The organism is Pseudomonadota bacterium, assembly GCA_030860485.1.
Lineage (GTDB): Bacteria > Pseudomonadota > Gammaproteobacteria > JACCXJ01 > JACCXJ01 > JACCXJ01.
In genome coordinates this window covers 1-16,449 of record JALZID010000176.1, presented here as the reverse complement: position 1 = coordinate 16,449, position 16,449 = coordinate 1, and the positions used below count along the sequence as shown (strand labels likewise).

At 63.7% G+C, this 16,449-nt stretch carries 14 protein-coding genes; 6 read left to right on the top strand and 8 right to left on the bottom strand.

Features of this window, described 5'->3' with window-relative positions; genetic code table 11:
- Positions 1–161: 161 nt before the first annotated feature.
- The 4 genes from M3461_09680 to M3461_09665 are packed head-to-tail and all read left to right on the top strand — an operon-like array spanning position 162 to position 6,830.
- Positions 162–3,269, top strand: coding sequence for a DEAD/DEAH box helicase family protein (locus tag M3461_09680; protein MDQ3774609.1), 3,108 nt, complete (start codon positions 162–164; stop codon positions 3,267–3,269).
- Positions 3,266–3,556, top strand: a complete 291-nt coding sequence (locus tag M3461_09675) for a nucleotidyltransferase family protein (GenBank protein MDQ3774608.1) — start codon at positions 3,266–3,268, stop codon at positions 3,554–3,556. The genes M3461_09680 and M3461_09675 overlap by 4 nt, the downstream gene beginning before the upstream one ends.
- Complete coding sequence (locus M3461_09670) at positions 3,549–3,908, top strand: DUF86 domain-containing protein (GenBank protein MDQ3774607.1); 360 nt, start codon at positions 3,549–3,551, stop codon at positions 3,906–3,908. The genes M3461_09675 and M3461_09670 overlap by 8 nt, the downstream gene beginning before the upstream one ends.
- A gap of 21 nt (positions 3,909–3,929) precedes the next feature.
- Entirely contained in the window at positions 3,930–6,830 is a 2,901-nt protein-coding gene (locus tag M3461_09665; protein ID MDQ3774606.1) for a site-specific DNA-methyltransferase, read from the top strand.
- 243 nt (positions 6,831–7,073) lie between these two features.
- Here the strand turns inward: M3461_09665 and M3461_09660 are convergent, their stop codons facing one another.
- Positions 7,074–8,243: a DUF4105 domain-containing protein gene (locus M3461_09660; GenBank protein ID MDQ3774605.1), complete on the bottom strand. Its 1,170-nt coding sequence runs from the start codon at positions 8,241–8,243 to the stop codon at positions 7,074–7,076.
- Positions 8,244–8,788: 545 nt separating this feature from the next.
- Here M3461_09660 and M3461_09655 point away from each other — a divergent pair.
- Together M3461_09655 and M3461_09650 are read left to right on the top strand one after the other, a co-directional pair.
- The gene (locus M3461_09655) at positions 8,789–9,049 is read left to right on the top strand and encodes a type II toxin-antitoxin system prevent-host-death family antitoxin (GenBank protein MDQ3774604.1); all 261 of its coding nucleotides are present in this window, start codon (positions 8,789–8,791) and stop codon (positions 9,047–9,049) included.
- A 258-nt stretch (positions 9,050–9,307) separates the two neighbouring features.
- Complete coding sequence (locus tag M3461_09650; protein MDQ3774603.1) at positions 9,308–9,469, top strand: hypothetical protein; 162 nt, start codon at positions 9,308–9,310, stop codon at positions 9,467–9,469.
- 94 nt (positions 9,470–9,563) lie between these two features.
- On the opposite strand, the gene M3461_09645 is transcribed toward M3461_09650, so the two are convergent.
- From M3461_09645 to M3461_09615, 7 genes are all read right to left on the bottom strand, one after another.
- A complete protein-coding gene (locus tag M3461_09645; protein MDQ3774602.1) occupies positions 9,564–10,811 on the bottom strand; it encodes a tetratricopeptide repeat protein in 1,248 nt (415 codons plus the stop codon).
- 2 nt (positions 10,812–10,813) lie between these two features.
- On the bottom strand, positions 10,814–11,545 hold the full coding sequence (locus M3461_09640; protein MDQ3774601.1) for an energy transducer TonB: 732 nt from the start codon (positions 11,543–11,545) through the stop codon (positions 10,814–10,816).
- 13 nt (positions 11,546–11,558) lie between these two features.
- Positions 11,559–11,972: a biopolymer transporter ExbD gene (locus tag M3461_09635; GenBank protein ID MDQ3774600.1), complete on the bottom strand. Its 414-nt coding sequence runs from the start codon at positions 11,970–11,972 to the stop codon at positions 11,559–11,561.
- 49 nt (positions 11,973–12,021) lie between these two features.
- Positions 12,022–12,546, bottom strand: a complete 525-nt coding sequence (locus M3461_09630) for a MotA/TolQ/ExbB proton channel family protein (GenBank protein ID MDQ3774599.1) — start codon at positions 12,544–12,546, stop codon at positions 12,022–12,024.
- A complete protein-coding gene (locus tag M3461_09625; GenBank protein MDQ3774598.1) occupies positions 12,530–13,870 on the bottom strand; it encodes a MotA/TolQ/ExbB proton channel family protein in 1,341 nt (446 codons plus the stop codon). The genes M3461_09630 and M3461_09625 overlap by 17 nt, the downstream gene beginning before the upstream one ends.
- 38 nt (positions 13,871–13,908) lie before the next feature.
- On the bottom strand, positions 13,909–14,805 hold the full coding sequence (locus M3461_09620) for a DUF3450 domain-containing protein (protein ID MDQ3774597.1): 897 nt from the start codon (positions 14,803–14,805) through the stop codon (positions 13,909–13,911).
- A gap of 705 nt (positions 14,806–15,510) precedes the next feature.
- A complete protein-coding gene (locus tag M3461_09615; protein MDQ3774596.1) occupies positions 15,511–15,786 on the bottom strand; it encodes a hypothetical protein in 276 nt (91 codons plus the stop codon).
- Positions 15,787–16,449: the final 663 nt, after the last annotated feature.

Genomic DNA, 16,449 nt, shown 5'->3' with positions numbered 1-16,449 from the left:
CGACTTCCTGTCTATCGCGAGAGTGGAGACCGCGCTCAAACTGATCCCTGCGTCCGCCCCATGACCATCAAAGGGATGTTGGGTTGCCGGACCGCTCACCGCTATCGTTTGGCGCACCGACGCAAACCGCCAGCGAGATCCGGAACGAGCCTCGGGCGAGCATGAGCGATCGATTCTTCGAGCAGCCGATCCTGAACTCTCCCTATGAGTACCCGGCTCGATACTGGGAGCTCGACGAGAGCGGTCAGCCCACCAACCGGATCATCGATCGGCGACGGCGCGCCGAGTTCATCACCCCGATCCCCAAGCCGAAGAAGCGCCGGCAAGAGCAGCGCCAATTTGTCTTCGACGAGGGAAAGGGGCTGTCGACCGAAAGTCAGCACTATGACCCGACATCGATCATCAACGAGCTGCGCAGGCGCATCGACCTCTGGCGCGAGCTGCCGCACCCGAGCCAGTGGCACGTTACGCCCGAGACGGCCCGGCTGCTCCAGCACTGGCGCTACCACAAATTCAGCAGCATCCGGCCGTTCTTCTGCCAGGTGGAAGCCGTCGAGACGGCCATCTGGCTGACCGAAGTCGCTCCGAAGCTCGGCAAAGAAGGCCGTAGATTCCTCGATCATCTCGAGGTCGCGAACGAGCTATCCAATCCGGGACTGTCGAGGTTGGCCCTCAAGCTCGCGACAGGCGCCGGCAAGACCACGGTGATGGCGATGCTCATCGCCTGGCAGACGATCAACGCGGTCAGGCGACCGAACAGCAAGAAGTTTACGCGCGGGTTCCTGGTGGTCACGCCGGGGCTGACCATCCGCGATCGGCTTCGGGTGCTCCAGCCGAACGACCCCGACAGCTACTATCAGAGCCGCGAGCTGGTGCCGGGCGACGTGCTCGGCGATCTGGATCGGGCAAAGATCGTTATCACCAACTTCCACGCATTCAAGCCGCGGGAGACCATGGATCTCTCGAAGGGTGGACGCTCTCTCCTGCAGGGTCGAGGCGCGCAGCTCCAGACGCTCGAAACCGACGGCCAGAGGCTCCAGCGGATCATGCCCGACCTCATGGGCCTGAGGGATATCCTGGTGCTCAACGACGAGGCGCACCACTGCTATCGGGAGAAGCCCGGTGAGGACGACGAGGGCGATCTCAAGGGGGACGACAGGAAGGAGGCCGAGAAGAACCGGGAGGCCGCCCGGCTGTGGATCTCCGGGCTCGAAGCGGTTAAGCGAAAGCTCGGCGTCCAGCGTGTGGTCGATCTGTCCGCCACGCCCTTCTTCCTCCGCGGTTCCGGCTACGCAGAGGGCACGCTCTTCCCGTGGACGATGAGCGATTTCTCGCTGATGGACGCCATCGAGTGCGGCATCGTGAAGCTCCCCCGCGTCCCGGTTGCCGACAACATCCCCGGCGGCGACATGCCCAAGTTCCGCAATCTCTGGGAGCACATCGGCAAGAAGATGCCCAGGAAGGGCCGCGGCAAGGTCGCCCAGCTCGACCCGCTCAGCATGCCCGTCGAGCTTCAGACCGCGCTCGAAGCCCTCTATGGCCACTACGACAAGACCTTCGAGCTGTGGGAGAACGCGGGCATCGACGTCCCGCCGTGCTTCATCGTCGTCTGCAACAACACCTCGACCTCGAAGCTCGTCTACGACTACGTCTCGGGCTTCCACCGCGAGAACGACGACGGCTCCACCACGCTGGAGAACGGCCGGCTGCCGCTCTTCCGTAACTTCGACGAGTATGGCAACCCGCTCGCCCGCCCCCGCACCTTGCTCATCGACAGCGAGCAACTCGAGTCCGGCGAAGCCCTCGACGAGAACTTCCGTAGCATGGCATCCGACGAGATCGACCGCTTCCGCCGCGAGATCATCGAACGCACCGGCGACCGCCGGCAGGCCGAGAACATCTCCGATCAAGACCTGCTCCGCGAGGTGATGAACACCGTCGGGAAAAAGGGCCGTCTCGGTGGATCCACGCGCTGCGTCGTGTCCGTTTCGATGCTGACGGAGGGCTGGGATGCCAACACCGTGACCCACGTCCTCGGCGTTCGCGCCTTCGGCACGCAGCTCCTCTGCGAGCAGGTCATCGGCCGAGCGCTTCGCCGTCAGTCCTACGACCTCAACGAAGAAGGGCTCTTCAACGTCGAGTACGCCGACGTCCTCGGTATCCCGTTCGACTTCACGGCCAAGCCCGTCATCGCTCCGCCCCAGCCCCCGCGCGAGACGATCCAGGTCAAGGCGATCACTCCGGACCGCGACGACTGCGAGATCCGGTTCCCGCGTGTCGAGGGTTACCGCGTCGAGCTGCCGGAAGAGCGCCTCTCCGCCGAGTTCAACGACGACTCGACGCTCGAGCTCACCCCGGACCTGGTCGGCCCCTCGGTCACCCAGAACCAGGGGATCATAGGCGAGTCCGTCGACCTGAACCTCATCCACACCGGCGACCTGCGTCGCTCGACGCTCCTCTTCCACCTCACGCAGCGGCTGCTCTACACCAAATGGCGCGACCCGGGCGAGGAGCCCAAGCTCCACCTCTTCGGCCAGCTCAAGCGCATCACGCGCCAGTGGCTCGACGGCCACCTCATCTGCAAGGGCGGCACCTACCCGGCCCAGCTCATGTACCAGGAGCTTGCCGACATGGCCTGCGAGCGGATCACCCGCGGCATCGTCAGCAAGCTCGTGGGCGAGAGCCCGATCAAGGCCGTGCTCGACCCGTACAACCCCAGCGGTTCGACCATCCACGTCAACTTCAACACGTCGAAGAAGACCCGCTGGCAGACGGACGTACACCGCTGCCACATCAACTGGGTCGTCTGCGACAGCGACTGGGAGGCGGAATTCTGCCGCGTCGCCGAGGCGCACCCGCGCGTCCGGGCCTACGTCAAGAACCACAACCTCGGCCTCGAAGTCCCGTACCGGTACGGTTCCGAATCCCGTAAATACCTGCCCGACTTCATCGTGCTGGTGGACGACGGCCACGGTGATGACGATCTGCTTCACCTCGTCGTCGAGATCAAGGGCTACCGCCGCGAGGATGCCAAGGAGAAGAAGGCGACCATGGACAGCTACTGGGTGCCGGGGGTGAATCACCTCGGTGCCTACGGCCGATGGGCCTTCGCCGAGTTCGCCGAGGTCTACGCGATCCAAACCGACTTCGAAGAGACGGTGCCGGCCGAATTCAATAGAATGATCGACATACGGCTACGCGCGCGCGAGGCGCCGCGCGAACCGGCGATGAAGGACGCGCCGCCTGTATCCGAGCGCGAAGCGACATGAAAAACGATGAAGCACTGAAGTTGCTGAAAGCCCACAAGGCGACCCTGGCGAAACGGTTCGGCGTCACCGACCTAGCCCTTTTCGGCTCCACCGTGCGCGATGCCGCAGGCCCCGAGAGTGACATGGACATCCTGGTTGCCTTTGACGGCCCCGCGACATCAAAGCGTTATTTCGGTGTCCAGTTCTATCTGGAAGATTTGCTGTGCTGCCCGGTGGATCTGGTGACGGAAAAGGCTCTGCGCCCGGAGCTGCGTCCCTATATCGAGCGGGAGGCGATCCATGTCTGATCCTGACAAAGGCAGGCGCGAATGGCGCTTCTTCCTGGACGACATGATCGCCTTTGCACAGAAGGTTCAGACCTACACCGCGGGACTGGACCAGGCCGGTTTCGTCGCCGACGGACTTACTTACGACGCCGCCCTGCGCAACTTGGAGCTGATCGGCGAGGCCGCTACCCACATCCCAGACGAGGTGCGCGCCGCCCACCGGGAGATTGCCTGGCGCCTGATCATTGCCACCCGCAACCGGCTGATCCATGCCTACCTCGGCATCGACGACGACACCATCTGGACCATCATCCAGGATGATATCCCGGCGCTGTTGACCGCCTTGCAAACGCTCAGACGAACCCTCCAGTAACACCGCCGGGACAACACCGCCATGGCCAAGCAGAAACCGAAGAAGACCGTCGAAGTCCTCACCCACGAAGAATCGACCCGCAAGAATATCCCCACTGCGGAATACCAGTCGGTCATGCAGAAGGAGGAGCAGAGCCCGGTTCGCGTAGCCTACGAGCGCCGCAACCGCGACCTCGACCCGCAACTCGTCTGGCGCGGCAAGGATGAGCAGGACTGGTCCGACCTCGTCGTCCCCGCCCCGCCGCTCTACATCCAGGAAAAGGTCCACCCCAAGGTACTGATCGACGAGCTGCTCCGCCGCAGCGAACTCGCAAGGGCCGAGAAGGCCGCCACCAAGCCCGGCTTCCAGCCCGACCTCTTCGCCGACTTCAACGGCCTGCCCGACGAGGCACGCTCGACCGAGTTCTACCAACACGACGCCAACTGGTCCAACCGCATGATCCTCGGTGACAGCCTGCAAGTGATGGCATCGCTCGCGGAGCGAGAGGGTCTTCGCGGCCAGGTGCAGTGCATTTACATCGATCCGCCCTACGGCATCAAGTTCAACTCGAACTTCCAGTGGTCAACGACGAGTCGAGATGTGAAGGATGGCAACGCCGACCATATCACTCGGGAGCCGGAGCAGGTGAAGGCGTTCCGCGACACATGGCGAGAGGGAGTCCATTCCTATCTGACTTACCTGAGAGATCGCTTGACGGTTGCTCGCGACCTCTTGTCGGAGTCAGGTTCTATTTTTGTGCAGATCGGCGACGAGAATGTGCATCGTGTCCGGGCTTTAATGGACGAAGTCTTCGGAGAAGATAACTTCTGCGCAGTGATCAACTTCAAAAAGACCGGCGGCCAGTCGGCATCAATCGTCGCTTCCGTATTTGATGTCATTCTCTGGTACGCGAAAAATAAAACGCAAGTGAAATACCGCCCACTCTACTATCCTAAATTGCCCGGAGAAGAAGGTGCGACCAACTTTGACTGGATCGAGGAAGAGAGATTCGCCCGGCGCAAGCTCGGCAAGAGGGAGTTTGAGGATCTTCGTATCCGAGGCACTGGCGAGCGCATAGTGCTTCAACCGTATCCGCTGTTCTCGGATGGTAAGTCTGAGGGGGATCGGCCATACGAGTGGCGGGGTTCGGCTTACAAACCATCAGCGTCCTCTCACTGGAAGACAACCGCTCTCGGGATTCGGCGGCTTGACCAGGCGGATCGCCTGCTGGCACAAGGGAAGACTCTACGATTCGTGAATTTTCTGAACGACTACCCTGTCACCCCAATTGTGAACGTCTGGTATGACACGCAAATCAGCGGATACAACGAAAAGCGAGTCTACGTTGTCCAAACGCTTCCGCTCGTTGTTGACCGTTGCGTGCTGATGACCACTGACCCTAGTGACTTGGTCCTCGATCCCACTTGCGGGTCCGGCACAACTGCCTATGTTGCTGAGCAAAGAGGTCGTCGCTGGATCACGATCGACACCTCTCGCGTCGCCCTTGCACTGGCCCGTGCCCGGCTAATGGGCGCCCGCTACCTGTACTACTTGCTTGCCGATAGCCGCAATGGCCAACTCAAGGACGCGGAGATCAGACGGATCGAACCGTCCGAGGTCCCGACTCGCGAAGACATTCAGCAAGGCTTCGTCTATGAGCGCGTGCAACACGTTACGCTAGGCAGCATCGCCCACAACGCCGAGATCGACGTCATCTGGGAGAAGTTCCAGCAGACGCTCGAACCTCTGCGTAAACAGTTAAATGTCACGCTGGGCCGCACCACATCACGTCATGCCCGCGAAGGCGGGCATCCAGAGAGCCCAAAATTGGTTTCCCGCGTGCGCGGGAATGACGGCTTGCTGGCTTGGGAGGAATGGGAGATCCCCCGCGACGCCGAGGATGGTTGGCCGGCCGAGGCGAAGGAACTGCACGCCCAGTGGTGGCAACAGCGCATCGCCCGGCAGAAAGAGATCGACGCCTCCATCGCCGCCAAGGCTGAGTACGAATACCTCTACGACAAGCCCTACGAGGACAATAAGAAGGTCCGCGTCGCCGGGCCGTTCACGGTCGAGAGCCTTTCGCCGCACCGCGTGCTGGGGGTGGACGAGAACGACGAGCTAATCGACAGCCTTGCAGAATCGAAGGCCGGCTACCGCGAGAAGCAGGATTTCCCGACCATGATCCTGGAGAACCTCAAGACCGCCGGCGTGCAGCAGGCGCACAAGGACGACAAGATCGTCTTCTCCTCGATCACGCCCTGGCCTGGAGACCTGGTTTGCGCCGAAGGGCGATATATCGAGGGCGACGAAGAAACCGGCACGGAAAAGCGCGCCGCCGTCTTCATCGGCCCCGAGTTCGGCACCGTCTCGCGCCCGGACCTCGTCGCCGCCGCCAGGGAGGCCGGCGACGCCGACTTCAACGTGCTCGTCGCCTGCGCGTTCAACTACGACGCCCGCTCGACCGAGTTCGACAAGCTCGGTCGCATCCCCGTGCTCAAGGCCCGCATGAACGCCGACCTCCACATGGCCGACGACCTGAAGAACACCGGCAAGGGCAACCTGTTTGTCATCTTCGGCGAGCCGGACATCGATATCTTGCCGGCCGATGACGGCCAGATCCGGGTCAAGATCAACGGTGTGGATGTCTTCCACCCCAACACCGGCGAAGTCCGCAGCGACGGCCCCGACGGCATCGCCTGCTGGTTTATCGATACCGACTATAACGAAGAAAGCTTCTTCGTCCGTCACGCCTACTTCCTGGGCGCCAACGACCCCTACAAGTCCCTCAAGATCACCCTCAAGGCCGAAATTAACGAGGAGGCGTGGGAAACGCTGCACAGCGACACCTCGCGCCCCTTTGACAAGCCGAAGTCACGCCGTATCGCCGTCAAGGTCATCAACCACCTTGGGGACGAGGTGATGAAGGTGTTTAAGGTGGACTGATCCAGGGGTCTGATACGTGGCTCGCGAATGAGTTTGTTCTTCAATTGGGAATGGGCACGGCTACCTGTGGAGGTCGGAAGTGATCCTCAAGAGCGTCAGGTTGCAGAACTTCAGGTATGTGAAGGACTCGGAAAATTTCAAGGTCGACGAGAGCGTGACCTGTAGGCAGTCGAAGCACGCCGAAATGCGATACGAGCAACACTTCGCCAAACCGGTTTTGGCTTCTGGACCGAGGCTGCGACGCTAGGACGTCGCGGAGTCCGCCCGCTGCCTTGCCGCGAGCTGGGCGGTGAGAGGGCGACCGAGACGCTCCCAGGCGCCGAGTGCGGCGCCGATCCAACACGGCGCGAGCAGAGCGAGCGCAGGTCCGTTGTGCTGACTCGAGGGCGATACGACCTGGATCGCCAAAGCAAGCAGCGCACAGAGCCCCGTGGCGCCGAACCAGCGCAGCGAAAGTCGCGAGTACTTGGGTTGCGTGCGCCCCAGATCCAAGGCGAAAACCGGCAGAGCCAAGGCCGACACCGGGCACAATAGGATGTTCTGATTCCAGTAGGTCACCCGGTGATCGGTGAAGGCCCAGAGTGCGATCAGGAGCGTCCCTGCAGCGCCCGCGATGAAACCAACCAGCCCCGTGCTGGCGGCAAACCCCAGTTGTCCCCAGCGGCTTCGCATTCGCCCCAGGGTGTAGAACCCGGCCCCCAGCGCGAGGCCGCCGAGCAACCACGGCCAGATGGGCACCGACGTCGTGTCGGGAAGCTCCGGGCGAGTGGCGCTGAAGAGCACGCCCTGATCCTTCACCAGGGGCACACGCTGTCCCGCGCGATCGATCTCGAGCTTCGTCAATTTGCCGTCGACCTCCATGGGCAAGAACATCGCCTCCCACTCGGTGATCGGGCGGTCGATATAAGGACCCATGGCGAGATCGAGACCGAAGAAGAGCAGGGGAGAGTCCCGCGTGAGCCGGCGTGTATGATCGCGATAGCTGTAGGGCGTACTGGTTCGTGAGGCGCGCTCGAGGGCGCCGCCGAGCGTCTTGTCGAGCAGGTCGCGGACCCGCGTGGAACAGTTGTCGCGGTAGTAATCGTAGCGATAGTAACGATTTTCGGGTTTGGCGTTCTCGTACAGAAGCCCGACGATCTCTCGGGCTTGGGCGGGCGTGAGGGCTAATTGCTTGGCAAACACACTACGATTGGCCGCGCGGTAGCCCGCCACCGTGCGAGACAGGGTGCTGACACTGAGCCAGTAGCGCAGATCGCCCTTCAGAAAATCCAGCACCAGCAGCGGTGAATCGAAGTTGTAGGCCCCGTAGTTGAAGACGAGATCACGGCTTTCTGGAGGACGAGACGGGTCATGGACCAACAGGGCGTTGTGGCCAAACTTGGCGAAGGCCTGATCGCCAGGCCCAAACGTCAACAGGCTGACGGTCGGTACCGCGCCCTGATCCGTCGGGGGTGATGCCGTTCGGGCCGTGCCCGAGCACAGGGCATACAAAAAGCACAGCGACAGCGGAACCCAGAGGCCACGACTATGGGCAGGGCGCGCAGGGGACACTAGCTAACTAATAACGGCGCTCGGCGTAGGCTTTCCGCAAGCAATTGGCTCAGTTCGCGCGCGTATAGCGCGTATAGGAAGAATAAACGCTCTGCCGCCTGGTAGGGCATGTCCAGATAGGCGTAGAGCCGAATGAGCTGCAAGCGCGCGGCGCTCGGCCAGCTCCAGGACGGCGAGCGCCTGGTGGTTCTGATCGAGCCGCTGATAGGCGCCGCTCCACTGGAGCCAGTAGTGGCGCCGCTCGGGCCAGGTCCTGACCATGGTCTCGAGGAGCCCTGTCGCCCAACTCCTGGTACTGGCCCCTTTCTCCCTTGGGCGGTCGCAACCGCACCATTCAAGCGGCAGCCAACGCGGAGCATGCCCGCGCGTCGTTGCCAAAGTGACCAATTCTAGTCATAACTATGACTATGAAGCAAGTCCGCATCGCCGAGCTGAAGGCACGCCTCTGCGAATATCTTCGCGTTGTTCGACGCGGTGAGACGATCGCGATCCTCGACCGTGAGACGCCGGTCGCCCAAATTGTGCCTGTCCGTGACCGATCGTCGCTACGGGTCCGGAAGCCGGCCCCAGGCACGCCGGCGCCCAATCGTGTCCCGCTGCCCAAACCCGCGAAGCTGCCGGTCGATGTTGTGCAGCTACTTCTCGAAGAACGCCAGGGCCATCGGTGATTGCCTACGTGGACGCGTCCGTGCTGCTCCGCGTCGCCCTCCGGCAGCCGGACGCCTTGTCCGAGTGGCGCCACATGACCAGGGTGTTTCAAGCGCTTTAGTCCAAACCGAGAGTCGGCGTACCTTGGATCGCCTCCGGCTGCGCGCCAAGCTCGGAGATGTGGAGGTCGCAGGCCGGCGCGCGACGATCCTAGCTCTCATCGCCTCGCTGGAACTCGTCGAATCGATGGGGTCGTCCTCGATCGTGCGGCACAGCCCATGCCCACGGAGCTCGGTACCCTCGATGCGATCCATCTCGCGACAGCTCTCCTGTGGAAGGAGATGACCGGGCTGGCTATCGTCATGGCGACGCATGATGGCGCACTCGCCCTCGGTGCGCAGGCCCATGGCCTGCCGGTTGTGGGAGTGCCGCCGCCTTGACCGTTGACAGCTGTCCGCATCATTCAGATAAGAATGTGTCGGCAATATTTCGTCGGACGTCCGGGGTGGGGTCCGCATGGGCCGGGCGGCGGCCTCACATACCCGCCTGCGGCGCGGCGTCCGTGGCCGCCACGCTCTCGGCGCGGAGCTTTTCGATCCACCAGTCGGCCTGGGCCTTGGTGTCCTGGTAACGCTGTGCCCGTTCGAGTGCGTGTAAACAGCGTTTCTCGTCGCCGGTGTGATGGCTCGCGATCCCGAGCAGCAGGTGGGCGGTGCCGGCCTGCTTGATGTCGCCCTTCTGCAAGGCGTTGTCCACGGCCTGGACCGCGCCGTTCCAGTCGCGCAGCTCGAACAGGAGTTGGGCGATGTGCAAGTAACGATTGCCGTCGGAGGCGAGGCGGCCTGCATTCTCCAGGGCACGCACGGCGCGTTGTTTCTCCTGGGCATGCGCCCAGCTATGCGCCAGGAGGTCCCAGACATCGAGGTTGGTTTTGATGGCACCCTGCTCAATCTTGACCGACAGGAACTCTGCCGCCTGGTAGGGCATGTCCAGATAGGCGTACAGCCGCACGAGCTGCAGGCGCTCGGCCTCGCCCAGCAGCCCGCGGCGCTCGGCCAGCTCGAGGACGGCGAGCGCCTGGTGGTTTTGATCGAGCCGCTGATAGGCGCCGCTCCACTGTAGCCAGTAGTCGCGCCGCTCGGGCCAGGTCTTGACCATGTTCTCGAGTAGCCCCACCGCGGCCTGGTACTGGCCGCGCTCGAAGTGACAGGCGAGCAGCATCTGATACCAGGCCTCCTCGGGGGGGCGTTGGCGGGCGAGGACCTTCTCCAGATAGGGCACGGCCGCCTCGTAGCGGTGCAGTTGGAAATGGGCGGTGGCGGCGAGCTTCACGGCATCGAGCTTGGGGTCCCGCTCGTGGCGCAGCCACTCCTCCAGGTACCCGAGGGCTTCCTGATAGGCCTCGAGGTGTACCAGGAGCTGGGCGACGTTGTAGGTGAGGTCGTGCGTGGCCTCATCGGGGAGGGCCTGGTAGGACAGGGCCTTCTTGAAGGACTCGACGGCGTGCCGGTAGTCGTCCTGGTCGCCGTACGCATAGGCCATGACCTGGTGCGTGATCGCCAAGGCGTAGGGCTCCCCGGCCAAGGTCGGCAGGAGGGCATCGAGCTTCTCGATGGCCTCGCGTGGTTTCTGTTTGCCGATGAGCGCCTGGGCCTCGGTCAGGACCTTGTGGGCCGCTGCCGAGACCGTGGCTTTCTTGCCGCCCTCGGACTCGACGGCCGAGACCGGGCTCGGGGCCGAGAACAGGGCCATGAGCAGGGCTAGAACGGAAAACGCAGGCATGATCACCCCTTGGGTAGCGAGAAACGGACTTCCTGGCGCGCCCGCCGCGGCACCGCGCGTCCCCCCACGATCTTGGGCTTGAACTTCCACTTTTTGACCGCGGCGAGGGTGGCGTTGTCGAAGACGTCGGGTGGATCGGCGCGCACGATGGTGGCGCTATGGACCAGACCCTCGGGGGTGATGATGAACTCCACCAGGACCTTACCATCGAGGCGCGCCCGCATCGCCCGCGGTGGATACAGCGGGTGCGTGCGGTACAGGGGCACGACGTTTTCTTCGATCTCGAGGTCGTCGATGTTGAAACCGAAGTCGCCGCTCGCGATACCGATCTCTCCGACAAAGGGTCCACCGCTCAGGTCGAGTGGCACGTCTATCGCGGCGGTCGGGACGCTGAGCTTGGGCAGCCGCGGTTGTTTCATCTGCGGCATGGCGAGCTTGGGCATATCGAGGGGTCGATCGGGCAGCGGCTGTTTCTCGGGCAGAGGCCGCGGGCGCTCGGGCTCGGGGGGGGGTTGTTCCTTCAAACGCACGAAGTCCACGAAGTTGAAATCCAGGACCTCCGGGATCTGGCGTTGTCCGCCCTCGACCAGCCGGTAGACGCCCCAGAGCAGCAGCGCGTTGACCGCGACGGCGAGCAGCAAGCGCCCCGCCCACAGGCCCAGGCGCGGTCCGAGCTCGCCCAGGGACAATGCGGCGAATACGGCGCGCAGCGGAGGGAGTGGCACGGCCGACACGGCGTAACTCCCCTCAGCCACCACGCGTGTCGCTGGCGGCGATGGCGACATTGGGGGCCCCGGCCAGCCGCGCCTGATCGATGGCCTCGACCATGAGCCGCGCGGGGGTTTCGGCATCGGCGACCACGATCACGGTGCTGTCGGGGTTCTCGACCAGGAGCCGTTCCACATTGGGCCGCACGGCGCGGATGTCCACCTTGCGACGGTCCACCCACACCTCCCCGGTCTTGGTCACGGTGACCATGATGTTGGCCTTCTTCTGAGGGCTGGCCGTCTGCGCGGACGGCCGGTTGACGTCGATGCCGGTCTCCTTGACGAAGGAGGCGGTGGCGACGAAGAACAGCACCAGGAACATCATCACGTCGATGAGCGGGATGACGTTGATGTACACCGGTTGGTACTCGGCCTCGCTGGAACGTCGGCGCATGGGTAGGTTCTCCCCTTTGGTTCAATCCCCTGGTTCAATCAAGCTCGGTTCAATCGGCACGCAACAGGGTCTCGGCCTGTGCCGGGATGCGGCGGGCGCGGGCCTCTAGGTGGACGCTGAAATAGAGCCCGGACAGGGCGGTGACGAGCCCCGTCAAGGTCGCGACCAGGGCCTCGGAGATCCCGGCGGCGATGCCGCGCCGGTTGGCGCCGCCGAAGGCCGTGATGACCTCGAAGGTATGGATCATCCCCGACACCGTCCCGAGCAGGCCGAGGAGCGGCAGCACCGTGATCAAGGTTCGGATCGCCGGCAGGGCGCGACGGCCGGCCGCATAGAGCGCCGCCACCTGGTGCTCGCGGAGGCGCCGCGCCGGGCGCGAGCGGCGCTCGGTCCTAGCCTCCCAGGCCGCGCGGGCCGTTGCCAGCGCCTCTGGCTGGACGCGCCAGAAGAACCACAGACGCTCCAGGATCAACGCCCACAGGAGGACGGAGAGCGCGAGGAGATAGGGCATGACGATGCCGCCCTGCTCCAGGAGCGTCTGGGCCCGGTCCCAGATCTCAGCCAGCGGCGGCATGGGCCTCGCGGCGCGCCACGAGGGCCGCCACCTCCTCGTCGAGCGAGTGCATGAGCCGGTTGCTGGTGCCGTAGAGCCAACTGTGGAGCAAGAGGATCGGGATGGCCACCAGGAGCCCGAGCTCAGTGGCCACGAGCGCGAGCGAGATCCCCCCCGCGACCAGCTTGGGATCGCCGGCGCCGAACAAGGTCATGGCCTGGAAGGTCTCGATCATGCCCGCCACCGTGCCGAGCAGCCCGAGCAGCGGGGCCGCCGTGGCGCACACCGCGAGCGCCGGCAGGAGACGCCTGAGGCGCGGGGCCTCCTGCAGGACGCCCTGATCGAGCTTGAGCCCCAGGGTCTCGGCATCGTCGCCGGGGTTGTCGCGCTCGATGATCCGCAGGCGCCCCAGCGGGTTGTCGGCCTGGGGCACGTTCGCGGCCTTCTGCTGTCGCATGCTGCGTCTGAGCCGGCCGAGCACCACGAGCCGCTCGATGACGACCCCGAGCGCGGCCGCACCGAGCGCCAGGATCACATAACCGATGGCGCCCGCCTGCTGGATGCGCTCGACGACACCCGGGCGCTGCATGAGGAGGGCGAGGAGCGCCCCGCGGGTCGGGTCCACCGCCATCATGTGCACCCCCTCGGTGCTCTTCTCCAGCACCTCGGCCAGCTCGAGGTAACGATCAGAAGGCTGGCCGGTGGGCATCACGATCTGGTCGGTGTCCGCGAGGTAGCGCAGGTAATGCCCGCCCGAGATGAGATTGAAGGCCCCGATCCGCGTGACCTTTGTGTCCTGCTCGGTGCCGTCGGTGGCCGCGATCTTGGCGTCGAAACGCACCACCTTGCTGGATTCCACCATCTCGGAAAGGGCCACGTGCCACAGCCACTCCAGGGCCCGGATGGAAGGCAGTTCCTTGCTATCGGCGAGCGTTTGCAGCCCTTCGCCGCGCCTGGGCTCCTGGGCGGAGTAGAGCGAGCCGGCCACCACGCCCTTCAGATCGCCCGCGATCTGGCGGGACACCCCGTGCAGCTCGCCGAGGTCGCCGGTCGCCTGGCCGAGCGCCTCCGATTGCAGCGCGATCTTGGCCGTGTTCTGCTCGTATTCATTGCGCAGGGTATCGCTGCGGGCTTGTTCCCTGGCGAGCGCCGCCCGGGCCGCCGCCAGCATGTCCCTCTGTTGCTCGCGGGCCTCCAGGAAGCGGCGCTCGCGGGCCGCGTTCTCCTCTGTCTGGACCTCGCGCTGCTTCAGGACGTCCTGCAGGAGATCATCCAGGCTCGCGGGCGCGGCGGCCGCCTGGAGCGTCCATACCAGTGGGAAGAGGCCGATCCAGAAACGGGTCATCCTGTACCTCATAAAAGCCGGGCTCCTGCCCGTTCGGTTCATGGGGCCACCTCCCGGGCCTCGGGCCCATCGGGCGCTATCTCGGTCGGCGCCGCGCCGGCCGGCGCGGTGGTCGCGGGCCCGGGCCCTGCCGGTAACGCCGGCTTGGCATCGGCGGAGTCCGGCGCCACGGCGACCGCGACCGGCAGACGAATGAGGTCCGGCGGGGACTGCTTGCGGGCGACCCGCAGCGCCTGTTTCACCGGCTCGCCGTATTCGCGTGGCAGGGTCTTCCATTCTCGAGTGCCCCGGTCCCAGTAGCCGGCCTCGCCGCCGTCCAGGGTGGCGTAGACCAGGGCCACCCGCCCGGCGCGCAGGAAATCCACGGTGCGGGGCTTGCCGTCCCGCGCGAGCTTCCCGCTGTAGGCCTCGATGGTGCGGCCGTAGTCGGTTTCCACCTGATAGGCCTCCATGATGCGGCGGAAGCGCTCGGGCAGCCCCGCCTCGGGGTTGTCCATCATGGCCTTGAGATTCGCGAGCCGCGCCTTCCGCTCCTCGACGAGGAAGGGCGCATCGCGCGCCACGAACTCCTCCAGCGCCTCCAGCATGCGCAACAGCGAGGGCACGATCTCGCGCTGGGTCTCGCGCACCGTCGCGAGCTGCCGCTCGAAGTCGGCCAGTTGTTTGCGCTGGGTCTCCACCTGGCGTTCCAGTTGATCATCGAAGACCTTCAGCTCGTCGGTCTGAGTGCTCACGTGCTGGAAGTCCAGGAGCATCGCCTGGGTCTCTTCGGCCACCGCATCGATACGTTCCTGGGAGTCCGCTGCCTCCTTCTGGGTGGTGACGCGGGTGTCGATGGCGGCATCCAGGGGACCCGCCGCAGAGACCGGCGCCCCGAAGACCGCCAGCACCGAGCCTAATACAAATATTGTCAATCCAAGCAGGGTCAATGGCATGGTCGAAGCGTTCCGTGTTGAAAGTGTCAGGGCCGGCGGATCGGGAACCTGCCGTCGAATCGGCACCAAATGATAATGCTTCTCATTCGCGAGTCAAGAGGCATGGCGAGCGTCTGGTCGGCCACCGCATCAGCCTGGACGGCGAGGTGCTACCGGCACCGAACCTCGAACCGGCATCGTCAATCGTATGGTGGAGTCGATCCGTCTCGATCGTGTCAGGACAACTGGATCAGGGGACCGGCGAGGTATCGACCTGAAACGATAACAGAACCCGTGTTTCGCGCAAATGCGACAATTGTCGCAGGGGTTGCTGAGCCCGTAGTGTCATCACCCCGATCAACGGTCGCGCTAACCGATCCGGTTGCAGGCGGTGAGGCAAGGGAGGTCCTTCGGTGTCCGGCGGTCGGCTCCAATCGCAACGATCCCGGCGAGTAGCGCCGCCCCGCTTGCAAGCCCAACGCACCGATCCGCTTTTCCCGCGTCTTTTCCCAGGTCGGGTCCAGCCGATGCAGGGCCAAGCGATGCGTTGCTGATGGTGACCTACTAGTCAGTCAAGATGATTCAAACAAGCACGTCATTCCGGCGTGGATTGCCGGAATCCAGAGCACATGGACGTGCGCTGTCCTGCATACTGGAGCCCGGCAATCCCTGCCGGGGTGACGAATCACTTCGATTTAACATAACTGACTACTACTCTCGGGCCGTTCAGTCTTGATGGCAGGCCACGCGGGCATAAACGGATTCGGACAGGACGGGCTTGACCGGTCGATTGAAGCGTATGGACAGGGTGAAATAACCCTTGCGCACCAGCCTTTGGTCGTCGTGGATGTTCCCAGGGCATCGGCCTGTTCCGCCGCATCGCTGCGCGTCGTCGTTGGCGTATTGTCCGGAATCGACTATTGGAACGCAGACAACGAGACTCCGGTCAATGTCGATGAGCAACAGCCTGGCGCCGTTACCGGTGAGTGTTTCGTGTTTCATAGGGTATCCCTCGATGGGTTGAATGTAGCCGTGTGAGAAGTCCTGTCGATCGCCCCAGCTTCCTTACCCGGCCAGATCCCCCGATGCGCTCGCTTTTCGCCTTTTCGCTGTGAACTCCGTCACGCCCATGGTGCGAAGTAATTCGCGCTCCGTATCCACACGCGAGTCGCCGCCCGGTGTCGGCGTACCCGGCACGGGATTGCGGCAGTGCGGCAATAGTTCACACGCCGCCTGTGAGAAAAAGCACGGAGCCGATATCCGCGGGCGGCTACATTACGCCTCGACGCCAACCGGACGCACATACGGCGCAGAGGAGATCGGAAATGACGACTCGACTATCTGGTACAGCAGCGACGACACATGATCGTGATCCAATCGCCATCATCGGCATAGGTTGCAGATTTCCAGGCGGTGCCCAAAATAAAGGTGCAATACCTCACAGATATTTTGTGATAAAAATCACAGAAGAAGTCCATTGTCCGGGTATAGTAACGACAACGCTCAAGTAGAGATGGCACTCATGCTAACACCTCTACTGGGAGCCTCTAAAAATTGTGATGAAAGCCTATACTGCCGCGGCATGTTACAAGGGATTTCACTATCCAGGCCGATTTTGGAGCAGCATCAGGGATCTAGATCGGCCTTTTTGAGGGGATCATCCCC